The 16224-nt window shown below is 61.0% G+C and carries 15 protein-coding genes; 7 read left to right on the top strand and 8 right to left on the bottom strand.

All coding sequences use genetic code 11. The features are described 5' to 3' along the window. Positions 1 to 11 precede the first annotated feature (11 nt). Both glsB and HDC30_RS02915 read left to right on the top strand, forming a co-directional pair. Positions 12 to 920, top strand: a complete 909-nt coding sequence (gene glsB, locus HDC30_RS02920; RefSeq protein ID WP_183780625.1) for a glutaminase B — start codon at positions 12 to 14, stop codon at positions 918 to 920. A gap of 190 nt (positions 921 to 1110) precedes the next feature. After that, positions 1111 to 2613, top strand: a complete 1503-nt coding sequence (locus tag HDC30_RS02915) for an aldehyde dehydrogenase family protein (RefSeq protein WP_183780622.1) — start codon at positions 1111 to 1113, stop codon at positions 2611 to 2613. A 154-nt stretch (positions 2614 to 2767) separates the two neighbouring features. Here HDC30_RS02915 and HDC30_RS02910 read toward each other — a convergent pair whose 3' ends face one another. The 3 genes from HDC30_RS02910 to cynS form a co-directional block, all read right to left on the bottom strand. Further along, positions 2768 to 3427, bottom strand: coding sequence for a carbonic anhydrase (locus HDC30_RS02910; protein WP_096796352.1), 660 nt, complete (start codon positions 3425 to 3427; stop codon positions 2768 to 2770). A 12-nt stretch (positions 3428 to 3439) separates the two neighbouring features. Next, the gene (locus HDC30_RS02905; RefSeq protein ID WP_183780619.1) at positions 3440 to 3676 is read right to left on the bottom strand and encodes a DUF2790 domain-containing protein; all 237 of its coding nucleotides are present in this window, start codon (positions 3674 to 3676) and stop codon (positions 3440 to 3442) included. Between the two features lie 83 nt (positions 3677 to 3759). Beyond that, positions 3760 to 4227, bottom strand: a complete 468-nt coding sequence (cynS, locus tag HDC30_RS02900) for a cyanase (RefSeq protein WP_047597616.1) — start codon at positions 4225 to 4227, stop codon at positions 3760 to 3762. A 119-nt stretch (positions 4228 to 4346) separates the two neighbouring features. On the opposite strand from cynS, the gene cynR reads away from it, so the two are divergent. Continuing rightward, entirely contained in the window at positions 4347 to 5225 is an 879-nt protein-coding gene (gene cynR / locus HDC30_RS02895; RefSeq protein WP_183780616.1) for a transcriptional regulator CynR, read from the top strand. A gap of 187 nt (positions 5226 to 5412) precedes the next feature. Here the strand turns inward: cynR and HDC30_RS02890 are convergent, their stop codons facing one another. The 3 genes from HDC30_RS02890 to HDC30_RS02880 form a co-directional block, all read right to left on the bottom strand. Further along, entirely contained in the window at positions 5413 to 5742 is a 330-nt protein-coding gene (locus HDC30_RS02890) for a hypothetical protein (protein ID WP_003226040.1), read from the bottom strand. Positions 5743 to 6253: 511 nt separating this feature from the next. Beyond that, entirely contained in the window at positions 6254 to 6757 is a 504-nt protein-coding gene (locus HDC30_RS02885; RefSeq protein WP_183780614.1) for a GNAT family N-acetyltransferase, read from the bottom strand. Between the two features lie 177 nt (positions 6758 to 6934). Next, positions 6935 to 8866 carry a DNA topoisomerase III gene (locus HDC30_RS02880; RefSeq protein ID WP_183780611.1) on the bottom strand — a complete coding sequence of 644 codons (1932 nt, stop codon included), beginning with the start codon at positions 8864 to 8866 and terminating at the stop codon, positions 6935 to 6937. Positions 8867 to 9145: 279 nt separating this feature from the next. On the opposite strand from HDC30_RS02880, the gene HDC30_RS02875 reads away from it, so the two are divergent. Then, positions 9146 to 10552 carry a serralysin family metalloprotease gene (locus HDC30_RS02875; protein WP_183780608.1) on the top strand — a complete coding sequence of 469 codons (1407 nt, stop codon included), beginning with the start codon at positions 9146 to 9148 and terminating at the stop codon, positions 10550 to 10552. Positions 10553 to 10738: 186 nt separating this feature from the next. Then, complete coding sequence (locus HDC30_RS02870; protein ID WP_103368892.1) at positions 10739 to 11107, top strand: DUF427 domain-containing protein; 369 nt, start codon at positions 10739 to 10741, stop codon at positions 11105 to 11107. Between the two features lie 149 nt (positions 11108 to 11256). On the opposite strand, the gene HDC30_RS02865 is transcribed toward HDC30_RS02870, so the two are convergent. Both HDC30_RS02865 and HDC30_RS02860 read right to left on the bottom strand, forming a co-directional pair. Then, positions 11257 to 12879 (bottom strand): MFS transporter, encoded by a 1623-nt coding sequence (locus HDC30_RS02865; RefSeq protein WP_183780605.1) that lies wholly within the window; start codon positions 12877 to 12879, stop codon positions 11257 to 11259. 136 nt (positions 12880 to 13015) lie between these two features. After that, positions 13016 to 14668, bottom strand: a complete 1653-nt coding sequence (locus HDC30_RS02860; RefSeq protein WP_183780602.1) for a GMC family oxidoreductase — start codon at positions 14666 to 14668, stop codon at positions 13016 to 13018. A gap of 133 nt (positions 14669 to 14801) precedes the next feature. Here HDC30_RS02860 and HDC30_RS02855 point away from each other — a divergent pair, with 133 nt between their 5' ends. Together HDC30_RS02855 and HDC30_RS02850 are read left to right on the top strand one after the other, a co-directional pair. Next, positions 14802 to 15686, top strand: coding sequence for a LysR family transcriptional regulator (locus tag HDC30_RS02855; RefSeq protein WP_183780599.1), 885 nt, complete (start codon positions 14802 to 14804; stop codon positions 15684 to 15686). Between the two features lie 184 nt (positions 15687 to 15870). Next, the gene (locus HDC30_RS02850) at positions 15871 to 16218 is read left to right on the top strand and encodes a metalloregulator ArsR/SmtB family transcription factor (RefSeq protein WP_095136524.1); all 348 of its coding nucleotides are present in this window, start codon (positions 15871 to 15873) and stop codon (positions 16216 to 16218) included. Positions 16219 to 16224 lie beyond the last annotated feature (6 nt).

The raw sequence follows: 16224 nt of genomic DNA, 5'->3' as shown, positions 1-16224 counted from the left end.
CGGAACCCGGCATGCAAGCGCTGTTGAACGAGATTCTTGACGCTGTCCGGCCCTTGATCGGGCAGGGCAAAGTGGCTGATTACATTCCCGCCCTCGGCACCGTGCCGGCCAATCAGCTGGGCATCGCCGTGTATGGCAACGACGGCGAAATGTATTGCGCCGGCGACGCCGAGACGCCGTTCTCGGTGCAGAGTATTTCCAAGGTGTTCAGCCTGGTGCAGGCGATCGAGCATTCCGGTGAGGCGATCTGGGAGCGCCTGGGGCACGAGCCGTCCGGCCAGCCGTTCAACTCGCTGGTGCAACTGGAGTTCGAACGCGGGCGCCCGCGCAATCCGTTCATCAACGCCGGGGCGCTGGTGATCTGCGACATCAACCAGTCGCGTTTCGCCGCGCCAGCCCTGTCGATGCGCGACTTCGTGCGGCGCCTGTCGGGCAATCCACAGGTGATCGTCGACGGCAAGGTCGCCGAGTCCGAATACCAGCATCGCGCCCGCAATGCGGCCATGGCGTACCTGATGCAATCGTTCGGCAACTTCCACAACGACGTCGAAGCGGTGCTGCGCAGCTACTTCAGCCACTGCGCACTGCGCATGAACTGCATCGATCTGGCCCGCGCATTCTGCTTCCTCGCCAACGACGGTTTCTGCAAGCACAGCGGCGAACAGGTCCTGACCCGGCGCCAGACCCAACAAGTCAACTCGATCATGGCCACCAGCGGCCTGTACGACGAGGCCGGCAACTTCGCTTATCGCGTCGGCCTGCCGGGCAAGAGCGGGGTAGGCGGCGGGATCGTCGCGGTGGTGCCGGGGCAGTTCACGGTGTGCGTGTGGTCGCCGGAACTCAACGCTGCCGGCAACTCGCTGGCGGGGATGGCGGCGCTGGAGATGCTCAGTTCGCGGATTGGCTGGTCGGTGTTCTGACCCAATCTTCCAAACACTGCAAAACCCGGTGGGAGCGAGCCTGCTCGCGAAAGCGTCGTGCCTGTCGATGCATCTCTCGCTGACCCACCGCATTCGCGAGCAGGCTCGCTCCCACAAGGGTTTTGTGTTGCCTCGGAGAGCGCAGTTCCTATACATTTTCCGGCCGCCCCTCATATGGTGAATCCGCTTCATGTCTCTTGCGCTCGAACGTCTAGTCGCTGGCACGCCGATCCCTTTCGCTGGTAACCGCGTGACCGTGGTCAGCCCCGAACTGGCGGCGCGGTTTCAGCCCGGTGACCACCTGCTGGTCGAGCAGGTGAGTGGCGAGCTGTTGCTGATTCCGGTGGTCGATCAACAAGCGGCTGCGGTGGCAATCGAGCGTGCTGAAGCGGCATTCACTGCATTGTCGGCAGTCTCCGACGAAGCCATCAGCCACTTCTTCGATCTGTTCGCGCAACGCCTGGAAACCGCGGAGTGCTGGAACCTGATCGAAGCCGCCAACCTGGCCGACATCGAACGCGCCAAGGCCCGTGGCCGCTCGACCACCCGACTGTTCGCCGACGAACGCATGCGCCGCGACATGATCGCCGGTCTGCGCGCCTGGCGGGATGCGCCGGCCACGCGCGGCAAGGTCATCAGCAGCGTCGAACACGACGGCTGGAAGGTCGAGCAAGTGGTGTCGCCGCTGGGCATCGTGGCTTTCGTGTTCGAAGGACGGCCGAACGTGTTCGCCGATGCCGCCGGTGTACTGCGCACCGGCAACACCGCGGTGCTGCGCATCGGCAGCGATGCATTGGGCACCGCGCAAGCAATCGTCACTCACGCGCTGAATCCGGCGCTGGCCGATGCTGGTTTGCCGGCGGGTGCGGTGTCGCTGGTGGAAAGCGTCAATCACGCCGCCGGTTGGGCGATGTTCGCCGACCGGCGTTTGTCGCTGGCGGTGGCCCGGGGTTCGGGCCGCGCGGTCAGCCAGTTGGGCAGCATCGCCCAGCAGGCGGGCACGGCGGTCAGCCTGCACGGCACTGGTGGCGCGTGGCTGATTGCCGATCGTGACGCCGACGCCACGCGCTTCGCCGCCGTGGTGCGTAATTCGCTGGATCGCAAAGTCTGCAACACGCTGAACGTCTGCCTGATTCAACGTGATCGTGCCGTCGAGCTGATCCCGCTGTTCCTCGATGCGCTGCAGAAGGCCGGTACCGCACGCGGTCAGGGCTGCAAATTGCACATCGTCGCAGGCAGCGAAAGTTACCTGCCGGCCGAGTGGCAGAACGCGACAGTCGAGGTCTATCGCGCCGAGGGTTATCAGACCGAAGCTTTGGCCGAAGCGCTGGCGGAATCCGAACTGGGCCGCGAGTGGGAATGGGAAGAAACCCCGGAAGTCAGCCTGATGATTGTCGACGAGCTGGATCAGGCGATCACACTGTTCAACCGCTACAGCCCACAGTTCACGGTGTCGCTGATCAGCGAGGATGCTGCTGCGCAAGAGCGTTTTTACAACGCTGTGAACGCGCCGTTTGTGGGTAACGGGATTACCCGTTGGGTCGATGGCCAGTACGCGCTGAACAAGCCGGAACTGGGGCTTTCGAACTGGGAGAGCGGTCGCTTGTTTGCGCGCGGTGCGATTCTTTCGGGGGATGGGGTGTTTACGGTGCGTAGTCGCATGACCCAGATCGACCTCAGCGTAAAGCGCTGAAAACGCGTTATCCCATTGATGCACACCGGCCCTGTGGCGAGGGGATTTATCCCCGATGGGGCGCGAAGCGGCCCCAAGAGATCGGGCCTGCTGCGCAGTCCATCGGGGATAAATCCCCTCGCCACAAGTTCCTCTTCACCTCAGCGGACTTGTATCAGGCGGCTGCGCTGGCGTTTGCCTGAACGGCGCACGTCGCCGGCTGCTCAGCCAGCGGCACAAACGTGCGCCGATCCGCCGCCAGCGCATCGATCGAGCCGGTCTCGATGTCATACACCCAGCCATGCAGATTCAGCAGGCCTTTCTCCTGGGCCAGGCGCACGCTCGGGTGGGTCTGAATATTCGCCAGTTGCGCGATCACATTTTCCCGCACCATCGAACTCAATTTCGCCGCGTCATTGGCATGCGGCCGCGCCTCGTTCACCACTTTCGCCGACTCGGCATGTTGCAGCCAGCCGCTGACGGCGGGCAGGTGATCCATGCATTTGCATTGGGCAATCGCGGTCATCGCGCCGCAATCCGAGTGGCCGCAGATCACGATGTCCGTCACCCCAAGCACCGCCACCGCGTATTCCACCGTTGCCGAAACCCCGCCCGGATGCGGGCTGTAGGACGGCACGATATTGCCGGCGTTGCGGATCACGAACAGCTCGCCGGGTTCTTGCTGGGTCAGCAGTTCCGGCACCACGCGGCTGTCGGAACAGGTGATGAACAAGGTGCCCGGGGTTTGAGTGGTCGCCAAGTGCTTGAACAGCTCGGTGCGTTGCGGAAACGCCTCGTTCTGGAACTTCAGGAAGCCTTCGATCAGGTTTTTCATGGTGTTGTCCTCTCAGTTCGAACAGCCGGTGCCGAATTCGCTGTATTGAAGAATGTGTTTTGCGCCGTGGCTGTCGAGGTAGGTCATCTCGACCGGTACAACGCCGCAGACGTCGGCTACCGGGGTGATGTTCACGATTTCAGCAATATCCAGAGTCATGCCGTATCGGTAGGCAATCGCCTCTTCATCAGCCTGGGCCAGGGCGGCAAGGCCGGCGAGCAGGGTCAGGGTCAACAGAATTTTGTGCATGGGGCAGCCTCCAGGCAGATGTGGTGACGACTTGGCAATTGAGGTTTGGATGGGCCCGCACGCGGGGTGCGGGCCGCGGCGGATCAGAACGGACGCAGCGGCAGGAACTTGCCGTCGAGGGTGACCACGGCGCGGGAGCCGCCTTCCGGGTCTTCGACTTTCTTGATGTCGAGTTTGAAGTTGATTGCGCTGATGATGCCGTCGCCGAACTGCTCGTGGACCAGGGCTTTGAGGGTGGTGCCGTAGATCTGGATCATCTCGTGGAAGCGGTAGATGGTCGGGTCGGTCGGCACACCGCTGAGGCTGCCACGCAGCGGGATGATCTGCAGGGCGGCAACGGCGTCGGCGTCCAGCTCGAGTTTGTCGCCAACCACTTGCGCGGCGTTTTGTGGCAGCGGGTGCTGGCCGAGGAGGGCAGCGGTGACGTAGGCCAGGCTCAGGCCGGTGCCATCGGCAAGATCCTGCCATGACAAATTCTTGCGGGCCTTGATGTCGAGAATGCGCGTGGTCAGGGCCAGGCTGGCATCGTTATAGGCGTGGGACTGTTGCATGGTGTCACTCCTTTCAAGGTTGGCTTGCTGTGTGGGAGCCATCTTCTGCCGATTGATCCATAGCGTCCAAGACCGATATACAATACTTCGCATAAGTCCTGCCTATAGATGGTGATCCCATGCTGCTGCGACATTTGCGATATCTGCTGGCCGTGGCCGATCACGGCGGCTTCACCCGGGCGGCGGAGGCGTTGCATGTGTCGCAGCCGACCTTGTCGCAACAGATCCGCCAACTGGAAGAAAGCCTCGGGGTGAATCTGTTCGACCGCACTTCACGCACCGTTAAACCCACCGATGCCGGTGAGGCTTACATTGAGTGTGCGCGGCGCGTGCTGGTGGAACTGGAGGCGGGCAAGCGGGCGTTGCATGACGTGAAGGATCTGTCCCGTGGCAGCCTGCGGCTGGCCATGACGCCGACCTTCATGGCCTATCTGGTCGGGCCGTTGGTTCGCGATTTTGCGGCGCGCTATCCGGGTATCCATCTGCAGATTTTCGAGCTGTCGATGGACGACATCGAGGCGGGGCTGGCGGACGATTCGCTGGACATCGCGATTGCCTTTACCCCGGTGCGCCACCCGGACATCGAGTGTATTCCGGCGTTTACTGAAACCCTGGGGATCATGGTCGGGCGCGAGCATCCGCTGTACGACAGCAGCGCGGTGCTGACATCGAGTGATCTTGCGCAACTGGATTTCGCCTTGCTGGCGCCAGATTTCATCACCCGGTTATCGATCGATGAGTATTTCCGTCAGCAGGGGATCACGCCGCAGGTACGGATCGAGGTGAACTCGGTGAATACGTTGCTGGAGGTGGTGCGGCATTCGCCGATGGCGACGATGTTGCCCGAAGCGATTGCCAGCGAAGACCGGGCGTTGCGTCGCTTGAGCGTCGAGAACGAAGCGCCGCAGCGTGGGGCGGCGTTGTTGCGGCGGCAGAATAATTACCACAGTGCGGCGGCGCTGGCGTTCATGAATCTGATACTGGAAACAAAAACCTGATCAACGACACAGCCCCCCTGTGGGAGCGGGCTTGCTCGCGAATGCGGTGTCTCAGTTGAGGTGATGGTGACTGACCCGGCCCATTCGCGAGCAAGCCCGCTCCCACAGGATTGTGTGGTGAATTGCGGATATAAAAAGGGCCTGCTTCTGTTGGAAGCAGGCCCCTTTTATTTATTGAAGTTGTAAATCAGTAGAACCGGTCAATCACCCGAACTTCATTCTTGTTCTGCATCGAATCCCACGCCTGTTTCAGCGTCTGCAGCACATTGCCGATGAAGTCCTTGTCGGCCGCAGCTTTCTTGCCGACATAACCGTGGCCGCGGCGGTACATCTTCAGGCGGGCCAGCAGGTTCTGGTGGCTGCGGTCGAATTCTTCTTCACCAGCGTGGGGTGACAGGCAGTCGATATGCACCTGACCCGACTTGCTGATCCAGAGAATGTGGCTGTCGTGGCTGTCTTTTTGTGCAGCGAACATACGAGCCAGTTCTTCGATAGTAGGTTGATTGTTCAGATTCATGATGTTTGCCCCTTGACCAGTCTGGTGATCTTTCAAAGTTGATTCGCTAATACAGGTAGCCCATCGGTTAGTTGATCCCTGGCACCGAAACCAGGACGTCAGCGGTCGCCCGTGTGAAGTACGGGGTCATGCGTCTGTTGCATGTAGTCGTGTTGAATAACTGCTACGCAATAGCGTCACAACGAGGAGAAGCAGCGAAAACCGGGAGGCTCCTTGACGACGTTTTCAGGGTCGACCACAAGCGTCTTGAGAATTTTCGCCAGCGCTTCTCGTCCTTGTACTGGACGTTCAGGCCAGGTCAGCTTCTTCAATCTGCCTTGTGGGCAGCGTGTATCCGGAAAAAACAACTCGGCGGTCAGACGAGTTTGCTCAAGCGTGTTACCGATGTTCCCGATCAGGGAACGTCTTCATCATGCAAAAGCAAAACGGTGCCGTCAACGGTTTTGTAGTGATTATTTTTGCTCACTACATATTGTCGGACAAAGCGGTTTTGGAATGAGAAAAGTTCCGTTCAGGCAACGGATGCGGGGGCGCGCAGGACGTAGAAGGTGCAGGGGTAACCGTCCACGGCGCGCTGTTGGCGGGTGAATGCGCCGCCAGTCAATTCGGGGATCAACCTGGCCCAGAAGCGCTGCGCAGGCAGGTTGGCGTCGATGTGGAAAATCTGCCATTGACCGGGCAGACGGCTCAAGAGGGCAGAGACGACAAACTGCGCGACGCCTTGGCCACGAAAGCGCCGGGTGAGGAAGAAGTAGCCGATGTTGTATTCGGCGCCGTCGATGTGGGTGTCGTTATCCACGGTCACGAAGCCGGCCAGTTCACCGTCGACGCGGATCAGGAACGGTTGGGTAGCGGGATTGCGCCAGTAATCGTCTTTCTGCTGAATGCTGAAGAAGCCATGTTCGCCGAGTTTCAGTGGTAGCCATTGGCTGAAGTCGTACATGTAGAACTGCATGAGGTTTTCGATGGTTTGCAGTTCGTCGCGGTGGGCGGGGTGCAGTTCGATGGTGGGCATTGGGTTAACTCCCTGCGGTGATGAACCCGATAATGTGAACTCACACCTTGTGGCGAGGGGATTTATCCCCGATGGACTGCGCAGCAGTCCTCTAGTTTAAGTAAAAGCTGGGGCCGCTTCGCAGCCCATCGGGGATAAATCCCCTCACCACAGAATCCCCCACCACAGGACTGATCATTACTTCGCTGTGCGTTTGGCTGCGCTGGCAGTTTTGCTTCGGGTCGATTTACGCTTTTTCTTCCACGGCGCAGCAGCCTTGCCGGCCGGTGGCGGGCCGCTGATGGTCAGGCTCAGCGCAGAACAGCGGCTGACCTGCTTGCTCATCCACGCCGCCTGTTTGGTGACGAACTCTTCCAGGCTCATTTCGCCACTCTGCACCATGTCCAGCGCCTGTTCCCAGATGGCGGTGGTGCCGGGATCGGCAATCGCCCGGGGCACGGCGTCGATCAGGCTGAAGGCTGCCGGCGTCGCGGCCAGCGCCTTGCCGTTCTTCACCAGATAACCACGATCCAGCAGGCCCTGAATGATCGAGGCGCGTGTCGCTTCGGTGCCGATGCCGGTGGTGTCCTTGAGTTTCTGTTTGAGCAGCGGATCTTCCACCAGTTTGGCGACGTTCTTCATCGCCTTGATCAGATCGCCCTCGGTGTAGGGCTTCGGCGGCTGGGTCCACAGATCCTTGAGGTTCACGCCGGCCACGGCGCAATCGATACCCTGACTCAGCGCCGGCAAGGTTTGCGGGGCTGGCGCTTCGCGGCCCTTGGCCGGGGCCAGGGCTTCGGGCAGGGCGCGCTTCCAGCCCGGTTCGATGATCTGCTTGCCGACGGCGCGCAAGGCTTCACCGGCACAATCGAAGTCGGCCTGGGTGCGATCGTATTCATGATTGGGCAGAAATTGCGCCAGATAACGCGCACGAATCAGCGTGTAGACCGCCCGGTGTTTGCCGCTCAGGCGTTCGAGATTTTTCGCCGCGGCGGTGGGGATGATGCCGTGGTGGGCGCTGACCTTGGCGTCGTTCCACGCCCGTGAGCGGCGCTGCGGGTCGAGGTGACCGTTCAACACGTCAAGGCTCGGGTCGGCCTGACGCAGTGCCGCCAGTATCCCCGGCGCTTCACTGTGCTGGCTCAGCGGCAGAAAGCCGCAATCGCTACGCGGGTAGGTGATGACTTTGTAGGTTTCGTAAAGGGCCTGGGCGATGTCGAGGGTTTCCTGGGCGCCGAGACCGAGTTTCTTCGAGCAGACCTCCTGCAGGGTGCCTAGATCGAACGGCAGCGGTGCCACTTCACGCATGCGTTCGGTGCGCAGTTTGACCACCCGCGCACTGGCGGCGCTGTTCAGAGCGGCGGCTGCCTGCTGGGCCAGCGCCTGATTCAGGCAGCGATCCTGATCGTCGCAAACGTCGGAGGGCGCACGCCATTGCGCGGTGAACGGCGTGCCATCGTGCAGCAGTTGCACATCGATCGCCCAATACGGCACCGGCACGAAGTCGGCGATGCTGCGGTCGCGATCCACCACCAGCCGCAGTGTCGGCGTCTGCACCCGGCCGACCGGCAGCACACCCTGATAGCCGGACTGACGGCCCAATAACGTGAACAGGCGACTCATGTTCATACCGATCAGCCAGTCGGCCCGCGAGCGTCCCAGCGCCGAGTGATACAGGCTGAAGGTTTCCGCCCCCGGTTTCAGCGCGGCCAGAGCCTTGCGAATCGACGCTTCATCCAGCGCCGACAGCCACAAGCGGCGGATCGGCCCGCGATAGCGGCAGTGCTCGACCAGTTCCCGAGCAATCATCTCGCCCTCACGGTCGGCGTCGGTGGCGATGATCAGTTCGCTGGCCTCGCCGAGCAGGCGCTTGACCGCCTTGTACTGGCTGGCGGTGCGCGGCTTTACGGTCATTTTCCACTTGTCCGGAATGATCGGCAGATCCGCCAGCACCCAGCGCTTGTAGCGCGCGTCGTAGGCATCCGGCGGCGCGGTTTCCAGCAGATGGCCGATGCACCAGGTCACCGTGACGTCCGTTCCCAGCCAGCAGCCGTCGCCCCGACGCCTGGCGCCCAGCACGGCCGCGATGTCTTTGGCCTGGGAAGGTTTTTCACAGAGGTACAGCCGCATAACCACCGTCGTCGATCAGTTCACTGGAGGTGCAGAGGATGGCCGCAGTTGGCGCTCGGGGCAACTTTTATCTGTATGGATATACAGATCAAAACATTGCCGGAGATGACCGGTATTACCGGGACGTCGCCAGCGGCTATCGAGAAATCGATTGGCAAGGCAGTTGACGCCCGTGTCAGGTTCAACGGGCTTCTCAGAAACGCGAGTGACCGGACGATCTCGCTAGTGGATCGCCGTGCTCGACGCGTACTGCCAACTCTGAAACAAGGAAGTCCCACCATGGCTCAAGCCAAAGCAAAATCCAGCAGCGCCTATGACGAAGTGAACGCCTTCAGCCACCTGTACGACCGTGGCGTCGGACTGGTGAACGGCAAACCGTCGTTTACCGCCGACCAGGCAGCCGACGAAATCCTGCGCAAAAACCTGTCGTGGCACGACAAGAACGGTGACGGCAAAATCTCCCTGACCTACACCTTCCTCACCGAGAAACCGGCGAACTACAACCCGAACCTCGGCAACTTCAGCCAGTTCAGCGCTCAGCAAAAGGCTCAAGCCATACTGGCCATGCAATCCTGGGCCGACGTGGCCAAGGTCACGTTCACTGAAGGCAAGGGCGGCGACGGCCACATGACCTTCGGCAACTACGACGTCAGCACCGGCGGCGCAGCGTTCGCCTACCTGCCGAGCGGCGGCAGCTATGACGGTCAGTCGTGGTACCTGATCAACAATCAATATCAGGTCAACAAGACCCCGGACACCAACAACTACGGGCGTCAGACCCTGACCCACGAAATTGGCCACACCCTTGGCCTGTCGCACCCGGGCGCCTACAACGCCGGCAACGGCAGCCCGACCTACAACGACGCCAAGTACGCCGAAGACACCCGTGGCTACAGCCTGATGAGCTACTGGAGCGAAGCCAACACCGACCAAAACTTCAGCAAGGACGGCAGCGGCGCCTACGCCTCGGCGCCGTTGCTCGACGATATCGTGGCGGTGCAGAAACTCTACGGCGCCAACTATGCAACCCGCGCCGATGACACCACCTACGGTTTCGGCTCCAACGCCGGCCGCGATTTCTACAGCGCCACGTCGGCGGCGTCGAAAGTTGTGTTCTCAGTGTGGGACGGTGGCGGTAACGATACGCTGAACTTCTCCGGCTTCACCCAAAACCAGAAGATCAACCTCAATGAGGGTTCGTTCTCTGACGTTGGCGGGCTGGTCGGCAACGTATCGATTGCCTATGGCGTGACCGTGGAGAATGCGGTTGGCGGTTCGGGCAATGACCTGCTGATCGGCAACTCGGCCGTCAACCATCTGTTCGGCGGAGCCGGCAACGACATCCTTTACGGCGGTGGCGGCGCGGATGTGCTGTGGGGCGGCGAGGGCGCAGACACCTTCGTGTTCGGCGCAGCCAGCGATTCGACCGACAACCAGGCGGACTGGATCATGGATTTCAAGAGCGGCGTGGACAAGATCGACCTCTCGGGCATCGCCGCGTTTGCCACGGGGGCGGCGTCACTGAACTTTGTCAGCAGTTTCACCGGCCACGCGGGCGATGCGATCCTGACTTACTACGCGCAGAACGGTCAGACCGGGCTGCTGGTCGATCTGACCGGGCAGGGGCAGGTTGACTTTGCCGTGGGTGTGGTAGGGCAGGCGGTGGCGACTGATATCGTGGTTTGATGTGAAATGACAGGGCCAACCTGACGCTTGTGGCGAGGGAGCTTGCTCCCGCTCGGCGGCGAAGCCGTCGCAAAACCTGAAATCGCGTTATACCTGATGCAGCGCGATTTCCGGATTTGGGTCTGCTATGCAGCCCAGCGGGAGCAAGCTCCCTCGCCACTGTTCATTTGTCCCTGGAGAACCCCAATGAGCACCACCGGCCTCAATCCCGTCATCACCCTCGAAGAACTCCCCGGTTGCCTGCTGGTGAAATTCCACGGCATCCAGGTCGCGGCGTCCTCTCACGTGCTGGTTCTCCATGAAGCCAACTACCCGCCGGTGTACTACGTGCCCCGCGAAGACATCGACGAGAAATACTTCGCCCGCACCGACCACACCAGTTACTGCCCGTACAAGGGCGATGCCAATTACTTCAGCCTGCAAGTGCCGGGGCATGAGGGGGCGAATGCGGTGTGGACTTACGAAAATCCGAAAGTCTCGGTCGCGCCGATTCGTGACTATGTGGCGTTTTATCCGGATCAGGTGAAGTTCGAGGTGATCAAGGCTGACGCTTAGTTCCTGGAGGAAGAGATTTAATTGTGGCGAGGGGATTCATCCCCGATGGACTACGTAGTAGTCCCCTTTTTCACGGGGGGCGCTACGCACCCCATCGGGGATAAATCCCCTCGCCACAGGTTTTTTTACCAAAGGATCATGTTTCAGATTCAGTTCTTATCGAGATCGATATTCTTCGTTTCCCGCAGACAAATCATCCCCACCACCAGGCTGACCCCGGTAATCAGCACCGGGTACCACAGCCCATAGAAAATATCCCCGGTGTACACCACCAGCGCGAACGACACCGTTGGCAGGAATCCGCCGAACCAGCCATTGCCGATGTGATACGGCAGGGACATCGAGGTGTAGCGGATGCGCGTCGGGAACAGTGCGACCATCAGCGCCGCCAGTGGGCCGTAGCACATGGCCGAGATGATGATCAGCGCGACGATCAGCGCCACGATCATCGGTTTGTTGATCTGTTGCAGGTCGGCCTGTTGCGGGTAGCCGGCGAGGGTCACCGCGCCGCGCAGGGCGGATTCGTCGTAGCCGTCGATCTTCACGTCGCCGATGCTCACCTGCACGCCACTGCCGGCCGGAGCGGCGACACTGGAGTAGGGCAGGCCCTGCTTGACCAGGAAGGTCTTGACCTTGTCGCACGGGCTGTCGAATTTGGCCTTGCCCACCGGGTCGAACTGGAAGGTGCAGGTCGCCGGATCGGCCAGCACGGTGATCGGCGCCTGACGGCTGGCCTGATCGATTGCCGGGTTGGCGTAATGCGCCAGGGATTTGAAAATCGGGAAGTACAGCGCCGTCGCCAGCAGCAGGCCGAGCATCAGCACCGGTTTGCGCCCGACCTTGTCCGACAGCCAGCCGAAAATGATGAAGAACGGCGCACCGATCACCACACTGATGATCAGCAGGCTGTTGGCCACCGCCGGGTCCATTTTCAGGAACTGGGTGAGGAAGAACAGCACGTAGAACTGCGCAGCGTAAAAGGTCACCGCTTGCCCGGCGTTGATGCTGAACAGCGCGATCAGCACAACCTTGAGGTTCTCCCATTTGCCGAAGGATTCGCGGATCGGCGCTTTCGAGGCTTTGCCTTCTTCTTTCATTTTCAGGTACGCCGGCGATTCGTGCAGGCTCAGGCGGATCCAGGTGGAAATGCCCAGCAGCACGATCGACAGCAGGAACGGAATGCGCCAGCCCCAGACTTCAAACTGATCGCCAGTGAAGTAGCGGCAACCGAGCACCACCAGCAACGACAGCAGCAGGCCGAGGGTCGCGGTGGACTGAATCCAGCTGGTGTGGAAACCGCGTTTGCCGATTGGCGCGTGTTCCGCCACATAGGTCGCAGCGCCGCCGTATTCGCCGCCCAGCGCCAGGCCCTGAAGCATGCGCAGCACCACCAGAATGATCGGCGCGGCAATGCCGATGCTGGCGTAGGTCGGCAACAGGCCGACGCAGAACGTGGCGATACCCATCAGGATGATCGTGGCGAGGAAGGTGTATTTGCGTCCGATCATGTCCCCCAACCGACCGAACACCAGCGCCCCGAACGGCCGCACGATAAACCCGGCGGCGAATGCCATCAGCGCGAAGATGAACGCGGTGGTGTCGTTGACCCCGGCGAAAAACTGCTTGCTGATCACCGCCGCGAGGGCGCCGTAGAGAAAAAAGTCATACCACTCGAACACCGTCCCCAGAGACGAGGCGAAGATGACTTTCTGCGTGGCATTGCTGGTGCTGGCGCCGCTCGCGGCGTCCAGCGGCTGAGCGTGTTCTGACATATCGGTATCCCTCACAGTGATTGTTTTTGTTGTTCCACTGGTGTTGCGTGTCCGGGTGAGTCTTGAATTGACGCAGTTCTTGTAGGAGTGAGCCTGCTCGCGATGGCGGTGTATCAGCCAACGGAAATGTTGAACGTTATTCCGTCATCGCGAGCAGGCTCGCTCCTACAAGGGTGGAGTTCGGAGCGGTTGGGTTGAGGATCAACTGCGCCGCCTTCTCGGCAATCATCAGCGTAGGCGAACAGGTGTTGCCCGAGGTGATGCGCGGCATGATCGAGGCGTCGGCGATGCGCAGGCCGGGCACGCCATGCACGCGCAATTGCGCATCGACCACCGCTTCCGCGTCATTGCCCATGCGACAGGTGCCGACCGGATGGAAAATCGTCGTGCCGATGCGCGCGGCCGCTTCGTGCAATTGCTCCTCGCTTTGCAGGTTGTCGCCGGGCAAGTATTCCACCGGTTTGAACGCTTGCAGGGCCGGGGCGCTGACGATGCGTCGGGTCAGGCGGATCGCATCGGCGGCCACGCGCAAATCCTCGGGATGGCTGAGGTAATTCGGTTGAATCAGCGGTGCGTCCTGCGGGTCTGCCGAACGGATGTCGATGCGGCCACGGCTCTGCGGACGCAGATCACACACCGACGCGGTGAACGCCGGAAAGCTGTGCAGCGGCTCGCCAAAACGCTCCAGCGACAGCGGCTGCACGTGGTATTCAAGGTTGGCGGAAGTCTGCTCAGGCCCGGATCGGGCAAACGCCCCGAGCTGACTCGGCGCCATCGACAGCGGCCCACTGCGGTCATACAGATAGCGCAGGCCCATGCCCATCTTGCCCCACACGCTGCCGGCGATCTGATTCAGGGTGCGGGCGTTTTGCAGTTTGTAGATCAGGCGCAGTTGCAGGTGATCCTGCAGATTGCCGCCGACCCCCGGCAACTCATGAATCACCCCGATGCCCAGACGCTCCAGCAAAGGACTCGGGCCGATCCCGGAGCGTTGCAGAATGCTCGGCGAACCCACGGCGCCAGCGCAGAGGACGATTTCCTTGCGCGCCTTGAAGCTTTTCACCTGACCTTCGTGACGCGCGCTGACTTTTGAAGCACGGCCGTTTTCCAGCAGCACCCGATCCACTTCAACCCCGGTCAGCACCGTCAGATTGACCCGCTCGCGAATCGGTTTGAGAAAAGCCTTGGCCGCGTTCCAGCGCACCCCGGCCTTCTGGTTGACCTGAAAGTAGCCGCAACCCTCGTTGTCGCCCTGGTTGAAGTCGTCGATGCTGGCGATGCCGCTCTGTTCGGCGGCACTGCGAAACGCGTCGAGAATCGGCCATGACAGCCGCTGTTGCTCGACCCGCCATTCACCCTTGGCACCATGAAATTCAGCGGCGCCGGCAAAATGGTTTTCGCTCTGTTTGAACAGCGGCAGCACCTCGTTCCAGGCCCAGCCCGGATTGCCCTCGGCGGCCCAGCCGTCGTAGTCACCAGCCTGGCCGCGCATGTAGATCATGCCGTTGATCGAGGAGCAGCCACCGAGCACTTTGCCGCGTGGGTAGCTCAGGCTGCGACCTTGCAGGCCGGGTTGCGCTTCGGTCTTGAAGCACCAGTCTGTGCGCGGGTTGCCGATGCAGAACAGGTAACCCACGGGGATGTGAATCCATGCGTAGTTGTCGCGTCCGCCGGCTTCGAGCAGCAACACCCGCTGCTGTTTGTCTGCCGACAGTCGATTGGCCAGCAGGCACCCGGCAGGGCCGGCGCCGACCACGATGTAGTCGTATTCTTCAAGGGAAGTCTGCATTCCCTGACCTCGCTTTTTGTTTTTATTGTCGGACACTCTAGTTGTTAGCTTTCGTTAAAAGAATGTTAGTTTTTGCGCAGCCGCTGTGCGTTTTCAAACAGCCTGGATTGACGATAGCTGACAAGGACCCCCCATGTTCGACTGGAATGACCTGCGGTTCTTTCTGGAGTTGCAACGCAGCGGCCGCCTGCTCACCGCTGCCCGGCGCTTGAACACTACTCACGCCACCGTGGCCCGACACATCGAGGCCATCGAAAAAAGCCTCGGCACCGCGCTGTTCGTCCAGCACGCCCAAGGCTATGAAATGACCCCGGCAGGCGAGGCGCTGCTCAAGCACGCCGAAGCCATGGAGAACGTCGCGCTGCTGGCCCAGGAAGAAATCACCCAGTCCACCGCACCGCTGGGCAAGATCCGTGTCGGCGTCACCGAAGGGCTGGGCATCAAGTTTCTCGCCAGCCGGATGATCGGCCTGTTCGAACGTTATCCGGGGCTGGAAGTGGAACTGGTCGCCGTGCCGCGCTTCGTCAGCATCCTCAACCGCGAGGCGGAAATCAGCATTCATCTGGAGCGCCCGGCAGCGGACATGCTGGTCACGCGCAAACTCACCGACTATCGGTTGGCGCTCTACGCCAGCCAACGCTACCTGGACAACGCACCGCCGTTGCGCAGCCGCGAAGACCTCGCGCGGCATGCGTGGATCGGTTATGTCGATGATTTGCTGTTCAGTCAGGAACTGATGTTCCTCAACAGCTTCTGCCGCAGCCCGCGCGTGGTGTTCCATAGCACCAGCGTCATCGCCCAGCAGGAAGCGGCACGTTCGGGATTGGGCATTGCGGTGTTGCCTTGCTACATGGCCGCGTCGGATCCGGATCTGGTGGCGTTGTTGCCGGATGACAGCATCGAGCGCAGTTACTGGATCAGCACCCGGCGCGAGCTGCACAAGTCGGTGCGGCTGCGGGTGGTCTGGGACTATGTCGTCGGCCTTTGCGAGGCGGAGCAAGGCCTGTTGCGCGACTGATCCTGCCCACACAATTCCCTTGTAGGAGTGAGCCTGCTCGCGATAGCGGTGTATCAGGCGACTTCTGCTTCACAGACATACCGCTATCGCGAGCAGGCTCACTCCTACAAGGGATCGCATCTGGGGTTGAATAATATATGGATATCCGTATATTCGGTTTTCCATATGTTCGAGCCCGCCCCCCATGCTCACCCCCACCGAACTGTTCAAAAGCCTGGCCGATGAAACCCGCGTCCGCGCCACCTTGCTGATTGCCGAGCAGGGTGAGCTGTGTGTCTGCGAGCTGATGTGCGCCCTCGACGACAGCCAGCCGAAAATCAGCCGCCACCTCGCGCAACTGCGCAGCAATGGGTTGTTGCTCGATCGCCGTCAGGGTCAGTGGGTCTATTACCGGCTCAACCCGGATCTGCCGGATTGGGTTCACCAGATCCTCAAGGTCACGGCCACGGCCAACGCCGATTGGCTCAAGGACAATGCCTGTCGCTTGCACAACATGGACGGCCGTCCTGCCCGCGAAACCGCGTGCTGCTGAACTTCA

This window comes from Pseudomonas sp. JAI115, from assembly GCF_014200835.1.
GTDB lineage: Bacteria > Pseudomonadota > Gammaproteobacteria > Pseudomonadales > Pseudomonadaceae > Aquipseudomonas > Aquipseudomonas putida_A.
This window is presented reverse-complemented; position numbering and strand designations above follow the sequence as displayed.